21 protein-coding genes and 1 tRNA gene are annotated in these 23891 nt (G+C 57.9%); 13 read left to right on the forward strand and 9 right to left on the reverse strand.

From position 1 onward, the window contains the following. Window positions 1-69: 69 nt before the first annotated feature. The 4 genes from dxs to ACZ5C3_RS05890 all read right to left on the reverse strand — a co-directional run bounded on the left by dxs (window position 70) and on the right by ACZ5C3_RS05890 (window position 4482). Complete coding sequence (gene dxs, locus ACZ5C3_RS05875) at window positions 70-1992, reverse strand: 1-deoxy-D-xylulose-5-phosphate synthase (RefSeq protein ID WP_464035998.1); 1923 nt, start codon at window positions 1990-1992, stop codon at window positions 70-72. A gap of 334 nt (window positions 1993-2326) precedes the next feature. Further along, window positions 2327-2578, reverse strand: a complete 252-nt coding sequence (locus tag ACZ5C3_RS05880) for an exodeoxyribonuclease VII small subunit (protein WP_464036000.1) — start codon at window positions 2576-2578, stop codon at window positions 2327-2329. Window positions 2579-2688: 110 nt separating this feature from the next. Further along, on the reverse strand, window positions 2689-3618 hold the full coding sequence (locus tag ACZ5C3_RS05885) for a histone deacetylase family protein (RefSeq protein WP_464036002.1): 930 nt from the start codon (window positions 3616-3618) through the stop codon (window positions 2689-2691). Window positions 3619-3729: 111 nt separating this feature from the next. Then, complete coding sequence (locus ACZ5C3_RS05890; protein WP_464044598.1) at window positions 3730-4482, reverse strand: crotonase/enoyl-CoA hydratase family protein; 753 nt, start codon at window positions 4480-4482, stop codon at window positions 3730-3732. Between the two features lie 359 nt (window positions 4483-4841). Between ACZ5C3_RS05890 and ACZ5C3_RS05895 the strand changes: the two genes are divergently transcribed. Beyond that, on the forward strand, window positions 4842-5789 hold the full coding sequence (locus ACZ5C3_RS05895; protein ID WP_464036004.1) for a ring-cleaving dioxygenase: 948 nt from the start codon (window positions 4842-4844) through the stop codon (window positions 5787-5789). Between the two features lie 147 nt (window positions 5790-5936). Further along, a complete protein-coding gene (locus ACZ5C3_RS05900) occupies window positions 5937-6227 on the forward strand; it encodes a hypothetical protein (RefSeq protein WP_464036006.1) in 291 nt (96 codons plus the stop codon). 74 nt (window positions 6228-6301) lie between these two features. On the opposite strand, the gene ACZ5C3_RS05905 is transcribed toward ACZ5C3_RS05900, so the two are convergent. After that, a complete protein-coding gene (locus ACZ5C3_RS05905; RefSeq protein ID WP_464036008.1) occupies window positions 6302-8086 on the reverse strand; it encodes an acyl-CoA dehydrogenase in 1785 nt (594 codons plus the stop codon). A 267-nt stretch (window positions 8087-8353) separates the two neighbouring features. Between ACZ5C3_RS05905 and ACZ5C3_RS05910 the strand changes: the two genes are divergently transcribed. The 3 genes from ACZ5C3_RS05910 to ACZ5C3_RS05920 all read left to right on the forward strand — a co-directional run bounded on the left by ACZ5C3_RS05910 (window position 8354) and on the right by ACZ5C3_RS05920 (window position 11205). Beyond that, a tRNA-Gln gene (locus tag ACZ5C3_RS05910) sits at window positions 8354-8428 on the forward strand. A 224-nt stretch (window positions 8429-8652) separates the two neighbouring features. Continuing rightward, the gene (locus ACZ5C3_RS05915; protein ID WP_464044599.1) at window positions 8653-10452 is read left to right on the forward strand and encodes a hypothetical protein; all 1800 of its coding nucleotides are present in this window, start codon (window positions 8653-8655) and stop codon (window positions 10450-10452) included. 219 nt (window positions 10453-10671) lie between these two features. Then, on the forward strand, window positions 10672-11205 hold the full coding sequence (locus ACZ5C3_RS05920; RefSeq protein ID WP_464036011.1) for a hypothetical protein: 534 nt from the start codon (window positions 10672-10674) through the stop codon (window positions 11203-11205). A gap of 194 nt (window positions 11206-11399) precedes the next feature. On the opposite strand, the gene ACZ5C3_RS05925 is transcribed toward ACZ5C3_RS05920, so the two are convergent. Next, window positions 11400-12419 carry an LLM class flavin-dependent oxidoreductase gene (locus tag ACZ5C3_RS05925; RefSeq protein WP_464036013.1) on the reverse strand — a complete coding sequence of 340 codons (1020 nt, stop codon included), beginning with the start codon at window positions 12417-12419 and terminating at the stop codon, window positions 11400-11402. Window positions 12420-12825: 406 nt separating this feature from the next. Between ACZ5C3_RS05925 and pcaH the strand changes: the two genes are divergently transcribed. From pcaH to ACZ5C3_RS05945, 4 genes are all read left to right on the forward strand, one after another. Beyond that, a complete protein-coding gene (gene pcaH, locus ACZ5C3_RS05930) occupies window positions 12826-13527 on the forward strand; it encodes a protocatechuate 3,4-dioxygenase subunit beta (protein ID WP_464036015.1) in 702 nt (233 codons plus the stop codon). Then, on the forward strand, window positions 13527-14111 hold the full coding sequence (gene pcaG / locus ACZ5C3_RS05935; RefSeq protein ID WP_464036017.1) for a protocatechuate 3,4-dioxygenase subunit alpha: 585 nt from the start codon (window positions 13527-13529) through the stop codon (window positions 14109-14111). Before pcaH ends, pcaG begins: the two co-directional genes overlap by 1 nt. Window positions 14112-14161: 50 nt before the next feature. After that, window positions 14162-14500: a 5-carboxymethyl-2-hydroxymuconate Delta-isomerase gene (locus tag ACZ5C3_RS05940; protein WP_464036018.1), complete on the forward strand. Its 339-nt coding sequence runs from the start codon at window positions 14162-14164 to the stop codon at window positions 14498-14500. A 271-nt stretch (window positions 14501-14771) separates the two neighbouring features. Then, entirely contained in the window at window positions 14772-15380 is a 609-nt protein-coding gene (locus ACZ5C3_RS05945; protein ID WP_464036020.1) for a MarR family winged helix-turn-helix transcriptional regulator, read from the forward strand. A 30-nt stretch (window positions 15381-15410) separates the two neighbouring features. On the opposite strand, the gene ACZ5C3_RS05950 is transcribed toward ACZ5C3_RS05945, so the two are convergent. From ACZ5C3_RS05950 to ACZ5C3_RS05960, 3 genes are all read right to left on the reverse strand, one after another. Continuing rightward, entirely contained in the window at window positions 15411-16208 is a 798-nt protein-coding gene (locus ACZ5C3_RS05950) for an IclR family transcriptional regulator domain-containing protein (RefSeq protein WP_464036022.1), read from the reverse strand. Window positions 16209-16270: 62 nt separating this feature from the next. Beyond that, window positions 16271-17509 (reverse strand): NAD(P)/FAD-dependent oxidoreductase, encoded by a 1239-nt coding sequence (locus ACZ5C3_RS05955; protein ID WP_464036024.1) that lies wholly within the window; start codon window positions 17507-17509, stop codon window positions 16271-16273. After that, window positions 17506-17829 carry a 2Fe-2S iron-sulfur cluster-binding protein gene (locus tag ACZ5C3_RS05960; RefSeq protein WP_464036026.1) on the reverse strand — a complete coding sequence of 108 codons (324 nt, stop codon included), beginning with the start codon at window positions 17827-17829 and terminating at the stop codon, window positions 17506-17508. Before ACZ5C3_RS05960 ends, ACZ5C3_RS05955 begins: the two co-directional genes overlap by 4 nt. Before the next feature lie 215 nt (window positions 17830-18044). Here ACZ5C3_RS05960 and ACZ5C3_RS05965 point away from each other — a divergent pair, with 215 nt between their 5' ends. From ACZ5C3_RS05965 to ACZ5C3_RS05980, 4 genes are all read left to right on the forward strand, one after another. Then, window positions 18045-19739, forward strand: a complete 1695-nt coding sequence (locus ACZ5C3_RS05965; protein ID WP_464036027.1) for an amidohydrolase — start codon at window positions 18045-18047, stop codon at window positions 19737-19739. 40 nt (window positions 19740-19779) lie between these two features. Beyond that, the gene (locus tag ACZ5C3_RS05970; RefSeq protein ID WP_464036029.1) at window positions 19780-21138 is read left to right on the forward strand and encodes an aromatic ring-hydroxylating dioxygenase subunit alpha; all 1359 of its coding nucleotides are present in this window, start codon (window positions 19780-19782) and stop codon (window positions 21136-21138) included. A gap of 21 nt (window positions 21139-21159) precedes the next feature. Beyond that, a complete protein-coding gene (locus ACZ5C3_RS05975) occupies window positions 21160-22596 on the forward strand; it encodes a glutamine synthetase family protein (RefSeq protein ID WP_464036031.1) in 1437 nt (478 codons plus the stop codon). Between the two features lie 64 nt (window positions 22597-22660). Further along, the gene (locus tag ACZ5C3_RS05980) at window positions 22661-23836 is read left to right on the forward strand and encodes an ABC transporter substrate-binding protein (protein ID WP_464036033.1); all 1176 of its coding nucleotides are present in this window, start codon (window positions 22661-22663) and stop codon (window positions 23834-23836) included. Window positions 23837-23891 lie beyond the last annotated feature (55 nt).

The following is a 23891-nucleotide window of genomic DNA, read 5'->3' on the forward strand; positions in this document are numbered from 1 at the left end:
GTGGTTCTTTGATTCTAACATTTGCAACGGTATCCGCCGAAGTGGGATGCAGATGTTAGAATCGAACCACTAGGCCAGCTTCACCGTCTCGGACCTTGGGTCCTTGCCGAGCGCCTCATACACCTTGTTCACGATGCCCTTGGCGTCGAGGCCTGCTTGCCCATACATCACCGCAGGTGAATCTTGATCGATGAACGTATCCGGTAACACGAGCGTGCGGACCTTCAGGCCACGATCGAGCGCGCCGTGATCGGCCAGGCTCTGCAGCACATGGGTACCGAAACCGCCGATAGAGCCTTCCTCGATGGTGATGAGGACTTCGTGCTCGCGTGCGAGCTTCAGCACCATATCGGTATCGAGAGGCTTCATGAAACGCGCGTCGGCAACCGTCGCGGACAGGCCCAACGATTCCAAATCGTCGGCCGCCTTGAGGCATTCGCCGAGACGCGCGCCGAACGACAGCAGCGCGACCTTGGAGCCTTGGCGCATGATGCGGCCTTTGCCGATTTCCAGCGGAATGCCGACTTCCGGCATCTCGACGCCGCGACCTTCGCCGCGCGGATAACGCAGCGCGCTGGGTGCGTCGTCGATCGCCACCTGGGTCGCAATCATGTGCACCAGATCGGCTTCGTCTCCTGCAGCCATGATCACCACACCCGGAAGACATCCCAGATAGGCGTTGTCGAAGGCACCTGCGTGGGTCGGACCGTCAGCACCGACGAGACCGGCGCGATCGATGGCGAAGCGCACAGGAAGGCGCTGGATCGCCACGTCGTGCACAACCTGGTCGTAGCCGCGCTGCAGGAAGGTTGAGTAGATCGCGCAGAACGGTTTGAAGCCTTCGGTCGCGAGACCGGCCGCGAACGTCACTGCGTGCTGCTCGGCGATGCCGACGTCGAAGGTGCGCTTCGGGAAGGCCTGACCGAACATGTCGATGCCGGTGCCGCCCGGCATGGCGGCTGTGATGGCGACGATCTTTTCGTCCTTCTGCGCTTCCTTGATCAGGCTTTGCCCGAACACGGCCGTATACGACGGTGCGTTCGATTTCGCCTTGGCCTGAGCACCGGTGGCGACGTCGAATTTCACGACGCCATGGTATTTGTCGGGCGCAGCTTCGGCGGGGGCGTAACCTTTGCCTTTCTGCGTGACTACGTGAATCAGTACGGGGCCGTTGCCGGCATCGCGCACGTTCGTGAGGACAGGCAACAGGTGATCGAGGTTATGGCCGTCGATCGGACCGACATAGAAGAATCCAAGTTCTTCGAACAGTGCGCCGCCGGTGACCATGCCGCGCGCGTATTCTTCCGCGCGGAGCGCACGATCCTCGAAGAACTTCGGCAGACGATGCGCGAGGTTCTTCAACGCTTCGCGGGCAGAGCCATAGGTGTGGCTGGAGATCAGCCGCGCGAGATAAGCCGACATCGCGCCCACGGGCGGTGCGATCGACATATCGTTGTCGTTGAGGATGACGATGAGGCGCGAGTGCATGGCGCCAGCGTTGTTCATCGCCTCATAGGCCATGCCGGCAGACATCGAGCCGTCGCCGATCACTGCGATGACGTTGTTCTTGCCGCCGGTGAGATCACGCGCCACGGCCATGCCGAGCCCGGCTGAGATCGACGTCGAGGAGTGCGCGGCGCCGAACGGGTCGTATTCGCTCTCCGCGCGCTTGGTGAAGCCGGACAGGCCATTGCCCATGCGCAGCGTACGAATGCGGTCGCGGCGTCCGGTGAGAATCTTGTGCGGATAGGCCTGATGGCCGACGTCCCAGATGATGCGGTCGTCCGGCGTGTTGAATACATAGTGCAGCGCCGTGGTCAGTTCGACGACGCCGAGACCTGCGCCGAGGTGTCCGCCCGTCACCGACACTGCGTCGATGGTTTCCTGACGCAGTTCTTCGGCGAACTGGCGCAGTTGCTCAGGTTTGAGCTTGCGCAACAGATCCGGCGTCGGCGCGGCATCAAGAAGGGGAGTCTTGCTCGAATGTGACACGTCAATCTTCCGCAATGAGTTGGGGAGGCGCCCGGCCCGGCACAGAAAGGCCATAAAAGGTCCGAAGCGGTCCCGTGGCTTATACCAATTCCAAAGTCATGCCAATCCGTCCGGTGGGCGAGGGAAGGCTTACATCTTGGTCAATTTAGACCGAAAACAGCTTCAAACGGCCGGATTTCGGCGAATTTCACCGATCAGGAGGCCCATATCGCGTGTGCAGGCATGCCCGAGGGGCATGCATCAATCCCTCGAATACATGCTCGGAAGGTAAATCTGAGATGGGCTCGCGCAGTACCGAGCTTGGAATAGAGGCGTCGGACGTCTGTTCTCGCGTTTACTGCACGTCGAGCGGCTCGGTGCCGACAGGGTGTCCGCTGGCATCGGTGGTGATCTTGTCGACGCGCGCTTCCGCCTGCCGCAACAGCTCCTCGCAGCGGCGCTTCAGGCTTTCGCCGCGCTCATAGATCGCAACCGATTCCTCGAGCGGGACCTTGCCATCTTCAAGTCGCTTCACGATCGATTCAAGCTCTTCGATCGCGCGCTCAAAGCTCAGCGTTTTGACGTCCGCATGAGTGTTATCGGCCATTCAATATCCTCAAGTTCAGTTCCACGCCGCAAAATCTAGAAATGATTTACGAGCGTAATATGGCGGCTATTTAGCCTGATTTGCCGCGTGCTGGAAGCGGATGGACAGTCTTAATTGTTCATCAGCGCTGCGACATGCACGGCAACGGAATCCCGCAAGCCTTGCAGATCGTAGCCGCCTTCGAGCACCGAGACGATGCGTCCCTGCGCGGACTTGTCGGCGATTTCCATCAGCTTGCGCGTCACCCACGCGTAGTCTTCTTCCTTGAGTTCAAGGCTGCCGAGCGGATCGCGCCAGTGCGCGTCGAAGCCGGCGGAAATCACGATCAGCTCCGGTGCGAACTGCTCCAACCGTGGCAGGATCGCCAGATCGAACGCTTCGCGGAATTCGCGGCCGCCATTGCCGGCGCGTAGTGGCGCATTGACGACGGTGTCTTCTTCACCGCGCTCGGAGGTCGAACCGGTGCCGGGAAACAGCGGCATCTGATGTGTTGAAGCATACATCACGGTTGGATCGGACCAGAAAATTTCCTGGCTGCCGTTCCCGTGATGAACGTCGAAATCGACCACGGCCGCGCGGCTGATGCCGTATTTGCGTTGCGCGTAACGCGCCGCAATCGCTGCGCTGTCGAAGAAGCAGAAGCCCATCGGCTTTGCGGTTTCGGCGTGATGGCCTGGAGGGCGCGTCCCGACGAATGCATTGGTCTTCGTGTTGCTCATCACAGCGTCGACTGCGGCAACGGCGCCCCCGGTCGCGCGCAGCGCCGCTTCTAGTGTGCCGGGAGACATCGAGGTATCGCCGTCGAGATAGATCATCCCTTCTTTCGGCGAAATGTGACGCAGCTCATCGATGTATTCGTTGCTGTGACACAGCGCGACAGTGTCGAAATCGGCGACCGGTGCTTCGATGCGAACCAGCGGCTTAAAATGATCCTGCGCCAATCCCTGCTCGATGGCGCGCATGCGATCCGGGCGCTCGGGATGACCGGGAGCGGTATCGTGATCGAGGCAGGCAGTGTGATGATAGTAGAGTGTCGGCATGGACAGTGTCCTTTGGAGCCCCTGTTCGGGTTCCACGAATAGAAGACAGGGATGCCTGGTACAAGACCAGGCGCGACTATTCATATAAACCTTGGTTCTGACGTTTAAATATCACGCTTTCTTGCGGGCGAAGAAGGCCTTGAAAGCGGCCATCGCCTCTTTCGAGCTCATGCGCTCGCTGAAAAGATGACTTTCCTGCTCGATGCGGCGAACCAGTTCGTCTGGCGGCTGCTTGAGCAGCTTGCGCGATATGGCGACGGCCTCGGCTGGAAGCGCACAGATTTCGCGCGCGACTTTGCGTGCTTCGGTCTCGGTATGCCCGGGTGAGACCACCGCGTTGACGAAACCGGCTTCCTTGGCGTCCTGCGCACTGAAGGGGCGCCCCATCACTAACATTTCGAAAGCACGCTGATGACCCATCGTCATCGGCACCAGCAGACTGGAGGCACCTTCGGGCACGAGGCCAAGGTGGATGAACGGCGTTGAAAACGTTGCTGCGGTGCTGGCCAGAACGTAGTCGCAGTGGAACGTCATCGTGGTGCCGATACCGATGGCAATGCCGTCCACCGCGGCGATGATCGGTTTGGTGTTGTGCACCAGCGAGTGCAGGAACTTCACTGCATTCATGGGGCGCGATCCGCCAGCGCTTGCTTTGAGGAAATCGTCGAGGTCGTTGCCCGCAGTGAACACACCGGAGCCACCGGTGATGATCAGACAGCGAATTGCGGGATTGTTCTGCGCCGTATCGATGGCAGTGCTCATCGCCGCGTACATGTCTTGTGTCAGCGCATTCTTCTTTTCCGGCCGTCGCAGTGTGACGACGCGTGTTGCGTCTTCATCGGTTACCAGCACGTGGTCTGTCATGATCAATCCCCGAAATACGGCTGAATTATCTAGTGCGGCGGTTCTGAAGTCCGCATCATTCGTGCGGCGACTCCGGAATGCGGACTTCAGAACCAAAGCCACACTAGAACAGTAACTTCCTAGAGTCCTTCGATTCTGAAGTTCGCAGACGAACGAGCAGCGGAATGATGCGAACTTCGGAATCGGGGCTCTCGTGGTCTGATTCTAACATTCGCACCCTATTTTGGCAGGCATCTCCTGCGAATGTTATAATCAAAGGACTGCGAACTGGCGCAGCCTGAAATCTCGCCTACATCATCGGGCAGAACGGTCACGTTCGCCAATGATTTCCGGTTTTAGTCCACAAAAGGGAGAGTGCGATGCAACTCACCGGCATTCACCATCTCACCGCGATTTCCGCCCACGCCAAGGGTAACCTCGCGTTTTATACCGGTGTTCTCGGTATGCGGCTGGTGAAGAAAACCGTCAATCAGGACGACGTGAGCGCATATCACCTATTCTACGCGGATGGAAAAGCCTCGCCCGGCACGGATCTGACCTTCTTCGACTGGCCAGCGGCGCGGGAGCATCGCGGCACGCGCAGCGTTGCGCGCACCGGGCTGCGGGTGAATGGCGAAAAGGCGCTTGGCTACTGGCATGACCGTTTGCTGAAACTTGGCGTGCACACCGGCAAGGTGACGGAAGTCGATGGCCGCCTGACATTGCCGCTCGAGGACCCGGAGGGGCAGCGTCTTGTGCTGGTGGACGACGATGGCAAGGAGGAGGCGAACCCCTGGGAGAAGAGCCCGGTGCATGCCGAACACCAGATTCGCGGACTTGGCCCTATTGTGCTGAACGTGCCCGAGCTGTCGCGAACCGAGCGCGCCTTGGTTGAAGTCATGAACATGAAGCGCGTGCGCGATTATGCCTCGCCTGACGGAGAGCACCGCATCCACGTCTATGAGATGGGAGTAGGCGGACCCGCGGCGGAAATTCATGTGATCGAGCAGAAGGACTTGCCTCCCGCACGGCAAGGCGCCGGCGGCGTGCATCACGTCGCATTTCGTACACCGGACGAGGCGAGCTATCACGCGTGGACGAAACGGTTGTCCGAGTTCGGTATCAACCACAGCGGTGAAATCGACCGCTTCTATTTCCGCAGTCTGTATTTCCGCGAACCGAACGGCATCCTGTTCGAGATCGCGACCGACGGTCCCGGTTTCGCAACTGACGAAGCGATGGAAACACTCGGCGAGAAGCTGGCGTTGCCGCCTTTCCTTGAACCACGCCGCAGGGAAATCGAAGCGGGATTGAAGCCGTTAAAATAGGCAAGCTCATCAAATAAGCTGTTTACGTCGTGCTGCTCTCACCTGTGCGTGATCGCGTAACGTCGAACCTTGTGATCCGAACCTGATGACGTATGTCGGCGGTGTCCGACCTTCTGCCGGAAACCTACATCGGAAAAGGAGAGGATCATGAGAAGGTTTATGCTCGCTGCGTCTGCTGCAATCTCGTTGTTCGCCGCGTCAGGTGTTGCCCATGCTGGCGAGGTGATTTCGGATCAGCGTTACTGGCCGAGTGAGGAGATTCAGACCCAGCGTTACTGGCCGAATGAAGCCTACGGGTATGGGTATTACACCGGCAGGACACGTTCGGCGTACAACGCCATGGCCAGCATGGACGCCGCCGCCCCGACCACAGGAAGTTCATTCGTCTATCGGGGCGGACCAAAGACGGGTACGCGCGATTACATACGCGAATGGTGAATACGTAGATTCATCTAAAAGCCCGAGACGCACTTCCATTGAAGGTATCGGGCTTTTCGGCTTTGGCTCCGCGCTTAGGCGCCCAGTACAACATCCGCGCCGTTGACGGCATCGGCGCTGTCGATCACGGCACGTTCCAGCGCACCGGACTGCACTGTCACGTTCTCCGCGAAGAAGCGCGCCAGCGTGACGTAGCGGCCAGCGTCGCCCTGCACGGCACCGTCGCTACGTGCGGCCAGCGCTTCATTTGCCAGCATGCAGCCGCCGAGCGTGGTCGAGAACAGGCGCAGGTATGGCGTTGCGCCAGCCAGCGCATCGTTTGGCGCAGTGGCGATTTTCTCCAGTAGCCATTTGCTGGTGTGCTCGACCGAGGCGACCGCGTCGCGCAGCTTCGCTCCGGTGGTGCCGAAGGCCGGATCGTTCGAGGCTTCGACCTTTGCGACAATCTCCGAAAGCTCGCCGAGCAGATCCCACACTGCTTCTCCGCCCGACATCGCCAGCTTGCGCATGGTGAGGTCGTTGGCCTGCACACCGTTGGTTCCTTCATAGATGGTGAGGATTCGGGAGTCGCGAACATATTGCGCCGCGCCGGTTTCCTCCATGAAGCCCATGCCGCCGTGCACCTGCACACCGATTGCCGCGACTTCGTTGCCGATATCGGTGGAGAACGCCTTTGCCATCGGTGTCAGCAATGCGCCGCGCGCTGCGGCCTTGGCGCGCACCTTCGGATCGCTGGCGCGGTGCGAGATGTCGATGGCCACCGCTGTGGCGTAGCAAATGGTACGCGCTGCGGCCGTCATGCCGCGCATCAGCATCAGGTTGCGCTTCACGTCCGGGAACATGATGATCGGGTCGGAGCCGTCGCCCTTGCTGCCGCGGGCTTTGCCCTGCTTGCGTTCCTGTGCGTAGGCGAGCGCACGCTGATAGGCGCGATCGGCGATGCCGACGCCCTGAAGGCCGACCCCGAGTCGCGCCTGGTTCATCATGGTGAACATCGCGGCCATGCCACCGTTCTCGGCGCCGACGAGATAGGCGATCGCGCCGCCTTTGTCGCCCATGGTCATGGTGCAGGTCGGCGAGGCATGAATGCCGAGCTTGTGCTCGATGCCGCTGGCATAGATGTCATTGCGGGCGCCGAGCGAGCCGTCGGTGTTGACGAGGTACTTTGGCACCAGGAACAGCGTGATGCCCTTGGAGCCGGGAGGGGAGCCGGGCAGGCGCGCCAGCACGAAATGAACGATGTTGTCGCTCATGTCGTGGTCGCCATAGGTGATGAAGATCTTGGTGCCGAACAGGCGATAGGTGCCGTCGGGCTGCTTCTCCGCGCGCGTGCGCAATGCGCCAACATCAGTGCCGGCTTGCGGCTCGGTGAGCTGCATGGTGCCAGGCCAGACGCCTGAGATGAGCTTTTCGAGATAAATTGTCTTCAGCTCCTCGCTGCCGTGGGCCTCGAGGGCATCGATCGCGCTGAGCGTCAGCAGCGGGCACAGCCCGAAAGACATGTTGGCCGCGCTCCAGATTTCGTTGACGGCGGAATGCACCGCCAGCGGCAGGCCCTGGCCTCCCCACTGTTCCGGACCTGACACCGCGTTCCAGCCGCCGTCACACCAGCGCTTGTAGGCATCAGACCAGCCCGGGGCGGTGACCACGCCCTTGTCGGTCAACTTGATCCCCTCACGGTCCCCGATCTGGTTCAGCGGCTCAAGGATTTCGGTGGCAAACTTGCCGGCTTCCTCGATCACCGAGGCGGAAAAATCGGCCTCATAGCCGTTATAATGCCCGGCCTCGATGGCGGCCAAAAGCCCGGCGCCGTGGTTGAGGGACAGCAACATGTCATTGATCGGAGCGCGGTAGGTCATAACCTTGGACTTCCTCTGCGGGCAGGACCGATCCCGCCTTTGAAAAATGACGGATTCTTAAAGCCTGCGGGCTGTGTTTGGGACAAGGTTAGCGGCGAAACTGATTTCGCGAAATGGCTGATTTGCCTGTTGAAACTCTCGAAACCGGTCTATAGACCAGCGTTGCCACAGGGTATCGGCGCGGCTATGGTCCCGCCACTTCCCAGACAGAGCGGATTTCGGCAGGGGCGGTGACGCCTCCGCATTTGCTGAAACGCTCGGCGCTGTTGGGGCGTCGCCAAGTGGTAAGGCAGTGGATTTTGATTCCACCATGCGGAGGTTCGAATCCTCCCGCCCCAGCCAGACTTAGCCAATAAAATCGGGCACTTCTCTCATATTCAGGTTTTGCATTCCGAACGGTGATCCACTCTCCATTCCGAATGGATGTTCTTTGAGCGTTCTTCGTCGGTAGGAATGCGTGGGTAACGCGCTGCGGTAGCAAAGCGGACGTTATTTAGCTGGCGGTCGTAAACCCGAGACCTCATCATGTGCAGATCGCAGTCAGATTCGCGTTGAATGAGGTCGAAGTGGACCCCAATTACTTTTGTCTTGTTGAGGCACTCTTTCTTTGTTCGGACTTAGTAAATGTGCAGGTGCCAGCAGCGGCAACCTGCGATCATTCGGTATTGGGCTTTTGTCTCGTAGCGACTGACGGGGGCAAGGGTGGAATTTTCGGATTCGCCGAGTTTGTTCAGGCTTTCGCCTTGCTCGTACTAATCTACACGCTGACTGGAGCTCGCTACCAATTTCGAATCTACACCGCTCCAATTCCTCTTTGGCCGATCGTTTTCGGAGGGACAGCTTTTATTGGGCTCGCCACGTTGTTAAGCGACGTTATCTTTGCAAAGGCTATTCCGCTCCCCGCTTTCCTTGCCGATCAGACGCTATGGCAGTTGTGCCTAGGCCTCCTATTTTTGGGCCTTATACTTGTTTGGCTTTGGTACGCCTACATTCGTCCTTCCACGTTTGGTAGCTGGAACGCGCTCTCGTATACGCGAGCCGTCTATCGCTACGTTCTTCAGGGTGATCAGAATGACCTCCCCGCGATTGCGGCAGAGATAGAGTTTTCAGCGAGAAATATCGTCAAGCATGCGATTCGATTGTCGCCCGTCCCACCCGCAGACAAGTCGCAAGGACGGAGAGAACAGCCACCGGCAGCCGCGCAACTTGCTCACGACTTGTTGCTAATACTTGGCAATCGACGATTTTGTCGAACGGTCGTCGCCTGCGCACCGAACACGGCAATCGCTCTTTTCGAAGCGATGTCGGAATTTAAGAACTTCGGTTTGCCTGCTGGTCAGCTTGCCTCAAACATTTCTACAGAGGCATTGTTGAATAAAGACTCGTTACTCTATCACGAAGATGCGGGCTATTTCTCTGGCTACCTTGGATATGTGAAGCCTTTCACTAACGCGCTTTATGGTGATTTCAATTTGGTCGAGGGATTGGCGGGACACAATAATTCGCCGTTAGATGTTGATCTTGATGCTCGATGGAACCTTGATAGTAAGCAACTTTCTGCGTACTCGCGCGCTGTGCTGGTGACATTCGAAAGCGCGATAGCCAATAATCAATTTGATCGTAATTCGTATGCACTGCGTCGAGCATTCAGAATTTTAGAGACGGCCTGTCGAGATTTATACAAGCTCGATGAGGAGTTGCCGCGCGAAGAAGTTGACGAAATATTGGGGAGTCTACGCGCGGTTACAGAATTTATTGAAGGTGCAATCGCGATTCTTCACCGAAGCGGAGTGAAGCAAACGAGGCTCCGGCGGCACGACGACGCGTATAAATGGGATGACGATTATTACGATAAATTAGCGAGCCTAATGTTCGAAATTATTGGCCGCGCAGCATACGTTAGGAGGAGCAATCACCTTGGTTGGACCGTACAGTACAGCATGGTTTGGAGTGGGTTTGCCAATTACGATAACAGCAAGACTCGCAAGATCATTCTCTTCAAGTTACGTCGATTGTTGTACGAGGAGATTAAACAGCGGCCGAATTTCAATTCGGCAAGATACCTCGGTTTCTGCTTAAACGTCTTCGGATTGAAAACGGATCAAAGAATTGGTCGAAGCAGAGGTGCACATCCGCTTCGCGAGGCTGTGATTGCATGGGCGCGCAAGAACTATCTCGGTCTAGTGGAAGACTATCCCGACATAGCCGACGCTGTCCTAATGGGAACCATTTCGTTCGACGCAACCACCAAGCGTTTGGTTAAGACCTATGCAAAAGGGCTAAACAATGTCGCCCCCACGGACGCGCTTGAGTTAGAAGAACGCCCTGCAAAATCGGCTGAAACCGCCGAAAAACTAGCAGTCTAGCTGCCGTCAACTTGTCTAACTGGTCTACTTTTCTTCACGCGAATTGATGCATTCCGTTTTTGGATGAACTCTATTGCGTGAGCGAGTGTATCGATTTGACTGGCAACTTGACGCGATGCCATTTTGGGGCGCGTTCGATGGTCGATAGTTGCGTGGGAGTGGGTTTCGCTATCCCGAACAGCCAAAGGATTTGCCGCTTTTGAAGCTGACAGGTCAGAAATGAATCCCGCCATCGACTTAGGGCCGCTCTTAGTTGCTCCGACCATTTACGTGGACGTGCGCAACGGAATTCGTGAAGTGCTAGGGTTTCCAGAGCATCGATATCCCCTACTGATTGGAGTCGATGGCTTAAATGGTTCGGGCAAATCTTCGCTGGCATCGTGGCTTAGCTGGCAGTTAGAGATGCCGGCAATCCATCTGGATTCCTTCCTCATAAATAATACTGTGCCCCTTTCCATTCGAACGGCTGATCTAGCTCGCGTCTTAGAAGAACGACGTTTGTTGGGGAGGCCGATCATCGTGGAGGGCGTCTTGCTTCTCCGCGTTTTAGGGGAATTGAAGCGTGCCCCTGATTTTCTGTTGTTCGTTGAGTGCGAAGAAAACCATACATCCGTGATCCCGGATGTTCTTCCCTACTTGCTCGAATTTGATCCAAAGGCAAAAGCAAACATGATTGTTCGCTGGTCGAGCCGCGAGTACGACCAAGCAACCAGGCGCGCTAATATCGAGTCTTTGGGAAGCGGGGAGCGATAGGAAACATGCTCGAATAAGAGGGAATCGCCGTTGAAATCATTGGCGAATTAGCCGAATTTTGATTCCACCATGCGGAGGTTCGAATCCTCCCGCCCCAGCCAGACATTTCCCTACGTTATGAAATGAGCAGGGCCTCGGCTTTCGCCCGGGTGTTGCTTGAACCAAGGTTGCGCGGCACCGGAGCCGGATGACGATCACCGCCACCCGAGCGCGGGAGCCACGTGGGTCAGGATCGATTCAATGACATGGGCGTTGTAGGCAACGCCGAGCTGGTTCGGCACGGTCAACAGCAGCGTGTCGGCCTCAGCGATCGCCTCGTCCTTCTTGAGCTGCTCGATTAAAACTTCCGGCTCGGCGGCATAGCCGCGGCCAAAGATTGCTCGGGTTCTCTCGTCGATGAACCCGACCTGATCCTGTTCCTCGCCGCGTCCGAAGTAAGCGCGATCGTGATCGTTCATAAGGGCAATGATGCTGCGGCTGACCGAGACACGTGGCTCGCGCATATGCCCTGCTTCTTTCCAGGCGGCACGGTAGGCCTTGATCTGCGCGGCTTGCTGCACGTGGAAGGCTTCGCCGGTTTCGTCATTCTTGAGTGTCGAACTCTGTAGGTTCATGCCGAGCTTCGCCGCCCATATGGCCGTGGCGTTCGAGCCGGCTCCCCACCAGATGCGATCGCGAAGCCCCTCCGAATGTGGTTCGAGGCGCAACAAGCCGGGTGGGTTCGGAAACATCGGGCGCGGATTGGGCTGGGCGAAACCTTTACCCTGCAGCACACTGAAAAAGACCTCGGCATGACGCCGTCCCATATCGGCATCGGTTTCGCCCTCCGCGGGCTGATAGCCGAAATAGCGCCATCCATCGATCACCTGTTCGGGCGAACCTCTGCTGATGCCAAGCTGCAGGCGTCCGCCCGCAATGAGATCGGCTGCCCCCGCGTCCTCTGCCATGTAGAGCGGGTTTTCGTATCGCATGTCGATGACCGCGGTGCCGATCTCGATGCGGCTGGTTTTCGCGCCGACGGCTGCCAGCAAGGGAAAAGGCGAAGCCAACTGACGTGCAAAATGGTGAACGCGAAAGTACGCGCCGTCAGCGCCCAGCTCTTCAGCCGCAACGGCGAGGTCGATGGATTGCAGCAGCGTATCCGCTGCCGAGCGGGTCTGCGATTGTGAGGAGGGCGTCCAATGCCCGAACGAAAGAAATCCGATTTTTTTCATTCAGCCAATCTATGGTGGTCGTGGTCTATTTGCGACCCTCACGATGAGCAGGGCTTCCCTGCGATCATCATCAATGTAGTGGGATTGCCATAAAACTTCACCGCGCTTTGTAGCCCTTGGTGTCGCCGGGCAAACTGCACAATGTTCATGGTGAAGCTGCTTTGCTTTCACTTCATGCTGTCTCGTTATCGGTGCAGTTTAAGGTGCCGCCCGGCCCGTGCGCGATGCTTCCGAGGGAGAAAGGAATTCCGAGGTTGCAAGCTATTCATTCCGATTTTCAGTTCAGTTAAGCTGGATTGTGATTGAGGTTTCGGTTTAAGAGGATGCGCGATGGTTGCTATTTCCCGGCTGAATGCGGCTGTTCGCTAATCGAACGTCTCCCTTGATCGTCCTATGAGATTGTCCCATGACCCTCATATATCCGCGCGAAAGTAATGCAGCGCACGCGGCGCGGCTCTCACCGGACTATAAAAGCACGGTGAAACGCTCGCCGACCAAGCCGCTGATCATCATGCCTCATACGCTGTCGGAATTGACCGGGCCGGTCTATGGCCACGAGACAGTGCGCGAGAGCGATCACGACCTCACGATCCAGCATCAGGGTGAGCCGCTCGGCGAGCGGATCATCGTTCATGGACATGTCCGCGACGAGGATGGCCGTGGCGTTCCCGACACGCTGGTAGAATTGTGGCAGGCCAATGCCTGCGGGCGTTATGTTCACGTGGTCGATCAGCATCCAGCGCCGCTTGATCCGAATTTCACCGGCGCAGGGCGAGCCAAGACTGATGCGAGCGGCTACTATAAATTCATCACGATCAAGCCGGGCGCGTATCCGTGGGGCAATCATCCGAATGCCTGGCGTCCGGCTCACATCCACTTCTCATTGTTCGGCCATTCGTTCCTCTCGCGTCTCGTGACGCAGATGTACTTTCCGGGCGATCCACTGTTCGCCTACGATCCGATTTTCAATTCGGTAACCGATGAGAAGGCGCGTATGCGGATGGTCTCGAGCTTCGACCTCGAACACACCAAGCCTGATTGGGCTCTCTGCTATCGCTTCGACATCATTTTGCGCGGGCGCAACGCCACACCTTTGGATAACGACTGATGAGCGGCATTACTCCATCACAGACTGTCGGGCCTTACTTCAAATATGGACTGACACCGGGCAGCGACTACCAGTGGAACGATGCGTTCGGCAACGACCTGGTGACTCCGGATGTTTCGGGCGAGCGCATCCGCATTGTCGGACGCGTGTTTGACGGTGACGGCAAGGAGATCACCGACTCGATGCTGGAGATCTGGCAGGCAGACGCGCAGGGCCGCTTTGCCGATCCGCAGGATGCACGTTCGCTCCCCAATGCCGCTTTCAGGGGCTTCGGCCGTTGCGGGACCGACAGCAAGGGCGCGTATTCATTCCACACGATCAAGCCTGGGCCTGTCGCAGGACCCAACGAGTTGCAGGCGCCGCACATCCTGCTCGCGGTCTTTGCGCGCGGGATGACCCGCCAGGCGCAGACCCGGATTTATTTCGAAGACGAAGCTGCGAACGCGACAGATCCCATTCTCGCGCTAGTGCCTGCAGAACGGCGTGGGACGTTAATTGCGGTTCGGGAGCCGGGCGACGTCGCGACCTATCGGCTTGATATTCATCTGCAGGGTGACTTGGAAACGGTATTTTTCGATCTCTGAGTGCGCAGCCGGCGCAACTCGACAATTGCTCATATTCGCGATCGTTACGAATGCCCCATATTGTGTGCCACTATTCCGTCGGTCAGGAGATGCCGCCAATCAGCGAGGTGATGATGGCGCTTCATCTCGCTGCTGCTTCCACCGGCGTGGTCAAGGCAGAGGACCTCAAGATCCGGGCCCAAGCCTTCGACGACTATCTGGTCGCAGGCAAGGCTCAATCATTCTTCCATGTGTCGCTTTATTTGCTTGCGGGACGCACGCCACAGCAGAAGGAAGCCTTGAGTCTCGAACTGCGAAGCACTTTGTCGAAGCTCCTCGAGAATACGCACAGTATCAGTATCGATATCCGTGACATGGACCCGGATGCCTACAAGAAGCGTCTGAAATAGAGCGCTTCCAGAAGTTGTAAACGAACTTCTCCCGCTTGCTCCCTTGCCAGATTTCTGAACGATCCGCGATGTGCCCGGATGGGAGCGGGCTCCATTTGTGACAACGCTCCGGCGGCTTGCTCTCGCCGACATATTGCTCGATCACTGGGTATCATTTGATACGCACAATGTCTTGCCACATTTCAGTACCGAAGCTTGATGTTAGATGAGGGTATAGTTCGGCGTGGTGTAATGCGTTTGAGGTGCTCCAAGTTCACTCACGAGATTTCAAATGAAAAGAACGAACGGCCGCCGGGCCGCGTCTGCGGAACAACCGGTGCCACGACGGGGCAAGGAAACAATCTACGATGACATCGAAGCGGCCTGGTTGATCGAACGGCCCGATCTTGACCTCAAAGTCGCCTGTACTTTGCTGCGGATGGAGCGTGCAAATCTGATGCACGAAGCCCGCGTGCAGGTGATTTCGAAGGCGCTCGGGCTGGTGACCGGCGACCTTCACGTTTTGCTGGCGTTGAGGCGTACCGGCAAACCCTACGAGTTGCGCCCCACCGATCTGTTTCGCACACTGTTGGTGACCTCCGGCGCGATGACGAAGCGGGTTGCGCGGCTTCAAGAAGCAGGTCTGATTTGCCGGGTTTCAGTGAATGACGATGGACGATCGGAACTGGTGCGTCTGACCGCGAAGGGGCTGGGCATTGCCGATCGTGGGATCTCGGAAATTGCACGATGCGTCAAACACGTCACGGCTGAATGCCAGCTCACTGAGCACGAAATAGACGTGATGGATCGCGCTTGTCGCAAGCTTCTAAGTGTGAGGGCGATTGAGTTTCACGAGACGCGTGGAAAGAAGAGCGTCTCCAGGTCCCGCGCGCGAGCATAGAAAGCTAAGCGATATTCGCTTGAAAACGCTCTAGACCAGGAGTGGCTTGGCAGTCGCTGCCATTTGCTTCAGCAGCGGAAGGAAGCGATCGATCATCTCGCCGGTCGATATGCGATCGACATGAGCTCCGATATTGGCGGCGGCGATGATGCCGCCATCATATCGGTGGATCGGAACCGAGATCGAGCGGAAGCCTTCCTCTGCTTCGAGATCAACCAGGGAATAGCCTTTGCTTCGGTCCGTGACGATCGTAGCGATCACGAGCGACTTGTCTGTGATCGTTTCCGGCGTTTGCGGCTTCAGCGTCATGCCATTGATGGTCGCGGTCAATTCATCGTTCGAGAGCCGGCCAAGCAGAACGCGTCCCACCGAGGTGCAGAAAGCCGGAAGCCGGTAACCGATATCGACTCCCGCCGGGAAAACCCGGGCCGGACTGGCCCGCGCAACAAACACCGCTTCATCGTCATCAAGCACGGCCAGCGAGCAAATTTCCTTCGCTTTTGATGAGACCTCATCCATGAGAGGCTGCATCACCGTGCTGATCTGGTTGGATGCAAGATAGGTCGACGCAAGGGTGAGGATGCGCGGCGTCAGCGTGAAGAGCCGATCGTCACCGGCAACAAAGCCCGACTTCTGGAGCGTCAGAAGGATTCTGCGGACCGTCGCGCGCGGCAGATTGGAGACCTTGGCAATATCACTGAGCGTCATCGGCCGGTGGTCCGAGGCGAATGACTGAATGACTCTCAAGCCGCGATCGAGGCTCTCGATAAATTCGGTCCCGTCCGGCCTGCCGTCCTTGTCCTCTGCCGTCCGCTTGAGTTTGGGCATGCCGCGAGTGGGTCCACTGCTTGAGATGGCTGATTCACTTATGGAAATAGCGAATCAGTCGATTATGCACCAGCGTTGTCCGCAGCCCTCAGAAGAGATTTGAAATCGAACGACAGATCCGCCGCCTCTTCGGGTGATGGCGAGATTCCGCTTGCGATGAGCCGCCTGGCGGCCATCTGATCACCGGCGCGATTGATGCTGTCGACGGCGATCAGCCGTCCCAGCCTGTAATAGAACACCGAGAATTTTCCGTCCTCGATTGAGCCCCGGACGGCCTGGGCGTCGAAGTTGCGCGAGATGCCGACGACCTGCAGTTTGGTGTCATACTGGTCGGACCAGAATCGCGGCACGCTTTCATAGGGCCCTGTGTCTCCGGCGATCGCAAGGCCCGCAGCCTTGGCTTGATCCTGTGCGTTCTGTACGGATTCAAGGCGAAGCCATTCCCGCGCAAAGATGTTGTAGTGCGAGGTGCAGTCGCCGGCCGCGAAGATGTTTGGATCGCTGGTGCGGCCGTGATCGTCCACAACGATGCCATTGGTGCATTTCAAGTCGGCGCTTTTGGCCAACTGGTCGTTGGGGAGGCCGCCAACGCCGATCAGGACGATGTCTGCTGGAATTCTCCGATTGTTTCCGCAAAGGACCGCTGACACTCGGCCATTCCGCCCTTCGACCGAAACAGCTGTTTCCTCGAGCAACACGTCGACCCCATGCTGCGTATGCATGTCGAGCAGGAATTCGGAGACGATAGGCGAAACAGCCCGTTCGAGCAGGCGAGACGCGCTCTCGAGAACAGTTGCTTTCTTGCCGAGCTTGGTCGCGGACGCCGCGACTTCAAGCCCGATAAAACCTCCACCAATTACAACGATCTCGGACGCATCTTGCAATCTCGCTTTAAGATCGACTGCATCATGAAGCGACCTAAGATAGCAAACGCCATCCAGGTTCGCGCCGTTGATGGGCAGTTGCCGCGCGTGCGAGCCCGTTGCGATCATCAGCTTGTCGAAGACTAATTCCGAGCCGCCGCCGAGCAGGATCTTCCGCGATTGCCTGTCGATCTCGAGCGCGCGAGTCCCGAGCACAAGATCGATGCCCTTTTTCTCGAAGAACGCATTGTCGCGCAGGATCAGGCTTTCCTCGCTCTCGAGACCGAGCAGAAAGCCTTTGGAGAGCGGCGGCCGTTGGTATGGAAGGCTGCTCTCATCGCCGACAATGGTGATGCGCTCGGCGTAGCCTGAATCGCGTGCAGTCAGGCTGGCCTGAACGCCGGCATACGAGGCGCCAATAACGACGAGGCCGCTCATCTCTCGGTCTCCGGTACGTAGACTGTGAGGGGGTCAACGGGAAAGGGGGCTTTCAACTGGCAGCTCAGCCGGCTGTTCGGCTTTCGCACGGCTGTTACGGCGCCCAGCAATTCTAGTTCGTCTTCCTTTGGGGCTGGAAGATGGCTCGATTGCTGCTCATCGACGTACACGTGACAGGTCGCGCAGTCGAGACAGCCGCCGCACTCGCCTTCGATGCCGGCGATTCCATTGCGAACGGCGACGAGCATCACGCTGACGCCGGCACTAGCCTCGATCACACTCTCCGAGCCGTCGCGTTGAACGAACCTGATGTGGGCCACTCGCGCCTCCTCGATGCATTAAAAACGAACATAAGTTCGTCTATTGAACGTGACAAGCTCAATTTGTGCGCGTCAAGATGAGACGCGATCTCTGAATGCGCCATTAGTTAGCAATTGCAGCATTGAAATTGGGCTTGCGACCCGGACTGATTAGAGGCAATCTAACAATATACGAACTTATGTTCGTCTATTGAACAAAATGATGGGGAAGCGCAATGCGATGGTCGGCAGGTCTATTGGGTGTCGTGGTTGGCTCCGCCGTTTCCTTCGGGGCGTTCGCCCAGCAGTCCGATCTGAATGCGCCTGATCTGATACTGACCAACGGCAAGCTGCTCACCATGGACAGCCAGTCGACGGTGGTCGAGGCATTGGCCATTCGGGACGGCAAGATCTTCGCCCTCGGAAGCAGTGCGGCGATCAATCCGCTGACCGGATCGCAGACGAAGGTGATCGACCTTGGCGGCAAGACCGTTGTTCCGGGGTTGATTGACACCCACGCGCACTTCAAGGCCGCAGGCCTTGGTGAGTACGTTGTGAATATGAGCCGCGCGAAGACGGTTGCGGAAGCTCTCGATGCCATCAAAACGTTCGTTGCGAACAAGAAGCCTGGCGAATGGATCATCGGTGGCGCATGGCATCCGCCGTCACAGCTTGCGGAAAAGCGCTATCTCACCCGGCAGGAAATCGACAGCGTTGCCCCGAATAACCCGGTGTATCTGCGCACCGTCGGCCATTTTTCGATGGCCAACAGCCTCGCTCTGCAGAACGTCGGCGTAGACAAGAGCACGCCGGATCCGAGCGGTGGATCGTTCGAGAAAGACAAGTCGGGCGAACTGACGGGCGTTCTCGTTGAGACGGCCATCGATCGCGTCGAGAAGGCCGTGCCTGCCTCGACCGAGCAGGATCAGATCCGACAGTTCAAGCTCGCCGAGAGCGCCCTGAACAGCTACGGGATTACCAGCGTTGTCGAAGGTGCTACCGAGGCGAAGGACATCGCCACGCTGCAGAAAGTTGCGCTGACTGGAGAGGCCACCCTTCGTGTCGGCGTGATGTTTCGCCCAGAACCGCCGAAGGAGCTGGCAGCTTGGGAAGCCATTATGGCCGGCAACGGTGCATCGTCCGGCTTCGGCGACGACTGGCTGAAGTTCGCAGGCATCAAGATCTACTACGACGGCGGCATGACGCTGAAGACGGCGTTGACCCGCGACGAATATCCCGACTCTCACGATCATTATCACGGCATCACGCAGCAGACGCCGGAGCGGCTGAAGGAGCTAGTTTCGATCTGCAATCGTTATGGCTGGCGTGTCGGCGTGCACGTGGTGGGCGATATGGGCATCGACCAGGTGCTCGACGCATTTGAAGCGGCGGACAAAGAGAAGTCGATCAAGGATCGCCGGTTTATCCTGATCCACGCCAGCCTGATCAGGCCCGAACAAATGGAGCGGGCTCATCGCCTCGGTGTCCGCGCTGATTTCCAGAACGTCTTCATGTGGGACAAGGCCGCCACCGTCGAGCGCTTCCTCGGCAAGGATGTTGCCAATCGCGCCGTCCCAACCAAGACGCTGATCAAAACCATGGGCCTCGATAATCTCGGTGCGGGGACCGATTTCCCGGTGAATCCGATCAATCCGTTCCTCAACATGTACATCATGGTGACGCGGAAGGACCCGAACGGGCATGTCTATGGGGCGTCGGAAGCGATCAGCCGCGAGGAAGCGCTGCGCCTCTATACCAGTGCTGCATCGCGATACATGTTCGATGAAGGCCGGAAAGGCACGTTGCAGCCTGGAAAATTGGCTGATCTAGTCGTCCTCTCGGCGGACTTCATGACGGTGCCCGAAGAGGACATCAAGAACATCAAGGCCGATATGACGTTGGTTGGCGGCAAAGTCGTATTTCAGCGTTGAGCGCGGCTCGACGACCTTAGACTCGAAGGAGAACCTCATCATGATGAGCCAACAGCAAAACGATCTGATCACCCGGATCGGTCCGAAGGATCCCGCTGGAAAATTGATGCGGATGTATTGGCAGCCTGCGGCGCTCGTGGACGAGCTTGAGGGCGATCGACCGATCAGGGCGGTCCGGCTGCTCGGTGAAAACTTCGTGCTGTTTCGTGACGAGAGCGGCCGGTATGGGCTCATGGATCGGGACTGTCCGCACCGCGGCGCTGATCTGGCGTTCGGGCGGTTAGAGAATGGCGGCTTGCGTTGCGCCTTTCATGGCTGGCTGTTCGACGTCAACGGTCAATGCCTGGAGACGCCAGCTGAACCCATCGGGTCGTCGCTGTGCAAGAACATCAAGCAGCGTGCTTACCCGGTTGTAGAGAAGGGCGGCATCCTGTGGGCGTATCTGGGAGAGGGCGAGCCGCCGGCATTCCCGGAGATCGACTGCTTCGCGGCGCCGGACGCCTATACCTTCGCGTTCAAGGGATTGATCAACTGCAACTGGTTGCAGGCACTCGAAGTCGGCATCGATCCCGCCCACGCGTCCTTCCTGCATCGCTTTTTCGAGGACGAGGATACGTCGGCGGCTTACGGCAAGCAGTTCCGCGGCGCATCCGCTGACAGCGAACTACCGATGACCAAGATTTTGCGCGAATACGATCGCCCGATCATCAATGTCGAGCAGACCGAATACGGCCTGCGTCTGATTGCCTTGCGCGAGATCGATGACCAGCGAACGCATGTTCGCGTCACCAATCAGCTTTTCCCGCATGCGTTCGTCATTCCGATGAGCACGGAGATGACGATCACGCAGTGGCACGTGCCGGTGGATGACGAGAATTGCTACTGGTACGCGATTTTCACCAGCTTTACCAAGCCGGTCGATAAAAAGAAGATGCGTGAGCAGCGGCTCGAGCTCTACGAACTTCCCGATTATGTTTCGCGCAAGAACAAATCCAACGACTACGGCTTCGACCCGCACGAGCAGGCGACTGAGACTTATACAGGCATGGGCGCTGACATTAACGTCCACGACCAGTGGGCGGTCGAATCCATGGGGGCTATTCAGGATCGCACCCGTGAACATCTCGGCCAGTCAGACAAGGCTATCATCCAGTATCGCCGGCTGCTGCGGCAGGAAATCGAGAAGGTGACGTCCGGTGGCAAGCCGTTCATGTTCCTCGACGAGGCGCATGCGAAGAGCATTCAAGGGCCAGGGACGATGGATGGTATTGGTCCGACCAAAGGCTGGGAAACCTATTGGATGGAGGTTGACGTGAAGCGGCGGCGAGGTGCGCCTTGGGCTGCGCCTGTGCCAGCCGACATCGCGCAAAAGGCGCCCCATCTGACGGCTGCCGAGTAAGCGGCAGCGGAGGATAATGTTTTGAGTTTCGTCAAGAAGCACGACCTCTGGTCAGAGGAACAACATGAGGCGGCGACGCGTCTGCGACGTGTCGTCGAGGAGCAGAAGCTGGATTCCATCCGGCTGTCGTTTCCGGATCAGCACGGCATTCTTCGCGGCAAGACGTTGATCGCAGGTGAGGCATTGCGGTCGCTGGAAAATGGTTGTTCGATTACGACGACCATGCTGGCGAAGGATACGTCGCACCGCACGGTGTTTCCGGTTTTCACCGCGGGCGGCGGCTTCGGCATGACCGAGATGCAGGGCGCCAGCGACTGCTTGATGATCCCGGATCCCACAACGTTCAAGGTGTTGCCCTGGGCACCGACGACGGGCTGGCTGTTGTGCGATGTGCATTTCTCGGATGGCCGCCCGGTCCCGTTTGCCACCCGCGGACTTTACAAGTCGGTTTTGAATCGGTTGGCCGAGCGTGGCTACGACTTCATGGCCGGGCTTGAAGTCGAATTCCACATCTTCAAGGTCAACGATCACAAGATGGCGCCGGAGCACGCCGGCCAGCCTGGCGAGCCGCCGGATGTCACGCTTCTGTCCCACGGATATCAATATCTGACAGAGCAGCGCTACGATCAGATGGAGCCTGCCCTTGAATTGATCCGGCGAGACGTCGTGGCGCTTGGCTTGCCGCTGCGCTCGATGGAAGTCGAGTTCGGACCGAGTCAGGCGGAATTCACGTTCCAGCCGACGGTCGGTCTTGCGCCTGCGGATACCATGGTGCTTTTCCGGAGTGCCGTGAAGCAGATTGCGCACCGTCATGGCTATCACGCGACGTTCATGTGCCGGCCGCGCATTCCCAATGTGGTCTCGTCCGGCTGGCATTTGCACCAATCGCTGATATCGCGCGCCAGCGGTGAAAATGCCTTCATGTCGAAGGTTGAGACTGAAGGTCTATCAGAGCTGGCCAAAGGGTATCTCGGCGGACTGCTCGAACATGCGCGCGCCTCGACTGTGTTCACCACGCCGACTATCAATGGCTATAAACGCTATCGATCCTATTCTCTTGCGCCTGACCGGGCGATCTGGGGCAGGGATAACCGCGGTGTCATGATCCGCGTGCTGGGTGGGCCGAACGATCCGGCCACGCGCTTCGAAAACCGGGTCGGCGAGCCTGCCGCCAATCCATATCTCTATATGGCCTCACAGATCCTGTCGGGCATGGACGGGGTGGATCGCAAGCTCGATCCGGGCCCCTCGGCCGACACACCCTATGAGACGAAGGCAAGCCTGCTGCCAAAAACACTACGAGAGGCGGTATTTGCGCTACATGATGACCCATTCTTCCGCAACGCGATGGGGAAGGAGCTGGTAGACTATTACGTCCACATCAAAAATGCGGAAATCGAGCGCTTCCAGAGTGAAGTGACCGAATGGGAGCAGCGCGAATATTTCGAGATGTTCTGATCGAATTTCAATAAAGTCGAACGCGGCTGGGCACCATGCCGGCGAGGAATTGAAGGGGAGTCGTATGAGGAAACGAGCAAAATTACTACTCGCGTTGGCCGCTTTGGGCATGACGAGCGCGGGCGCATCGGCGGATGTCATCAAGGTTGGGGTGATCGGCACAATGTCTGGCCCTTACGCGCTGTTCGGTGCCAATTTCAAGAGAGGCATCGAGGCGTGGGTTTCTCAGAATGGCAACAAAGTCGGTAATCACGAGGTTCAGTTCATCTATCGCGATGAAGAGGCTCCTAATCCCGCGAAATCCAAGGCGCTTGCTCAGGAGCTGATCGTCAAGGACAAGGTCCAGTACCTGGCCGGTGTTTATTTCACGCCCAATGCGATGGCGATCGCGCCATTGCTGGAAGAATCCAAGACGCCGCTTGTCGTCATGAACGCGGCGACGTCAGCGATCGTTGAAAAGAGCCCTTATATTGTGCGGACATCGTTCACGATGTGGCAGAATACCGTTCCCGCTGCCGAGGTAGCCAAAAAGAATGGCGCAAAGAAAGTCGCGATCGCGGTGAGTGACTATGGCCCCGGCATCGACGCTGAGGCTGCATTCAAGAAGACGTTCGAGGCTGCCGGCGGTACAGTGACGGAAGCGATCCGGATGCCACTGAATACCACGGACTTCAGCCCGATTATGCAGCGCATCAAGGATTCCGGCGCCGATACGATCTTCACGTTTCTCCCGGCCGGCCCTCCGACTCTTGGCTTCGTCAAGGCTTACATCGATAACGGACTGAAGGCCGCGGGCGTGAAGCTGATGTCGACCGGTGACGTCGTCACCGAGCCGGATCTACCGAACATCGGCGACAGTGGGATCGGTATTCTTTCGACCTACCACTATGCCGTTTCGCACGACTCGCCAGAGAACAAGGCGTTCCTCGACCAGATGGTGAAGGACGGCGGAAAGCTCGACGAAGTGACGATGACTTCAGTTGCGGCATATGACGGTGCGCGTCTGATCTACAAGATGATCGAAGCGACCGACGGCCAGCGCGACCCCGCAAAGGCCATCGCCGCCGTCAAGGGAATGAAGTGGGTGAGCCCGCGCGGTCCGGTGTCGATCGACCCGGAGACACGGCACATTCGTCAGAATGTCTATCTTCGCGAGGTCAAGAAGGTGGATGGCAAGCTCATCAACCAGGAAAACCAGACGTTCGATGCGCAGCCTGACTGGGCTCTGAGCAAGAATTAAGGTTCACCAGAGGTCTCCGCGGCTGCGCGTTGCGGAGACCTTTTTTATTTTGCGA

Source organism: Afipia dichlorophenoxyacetatis, from assembly GCF_055386385.1.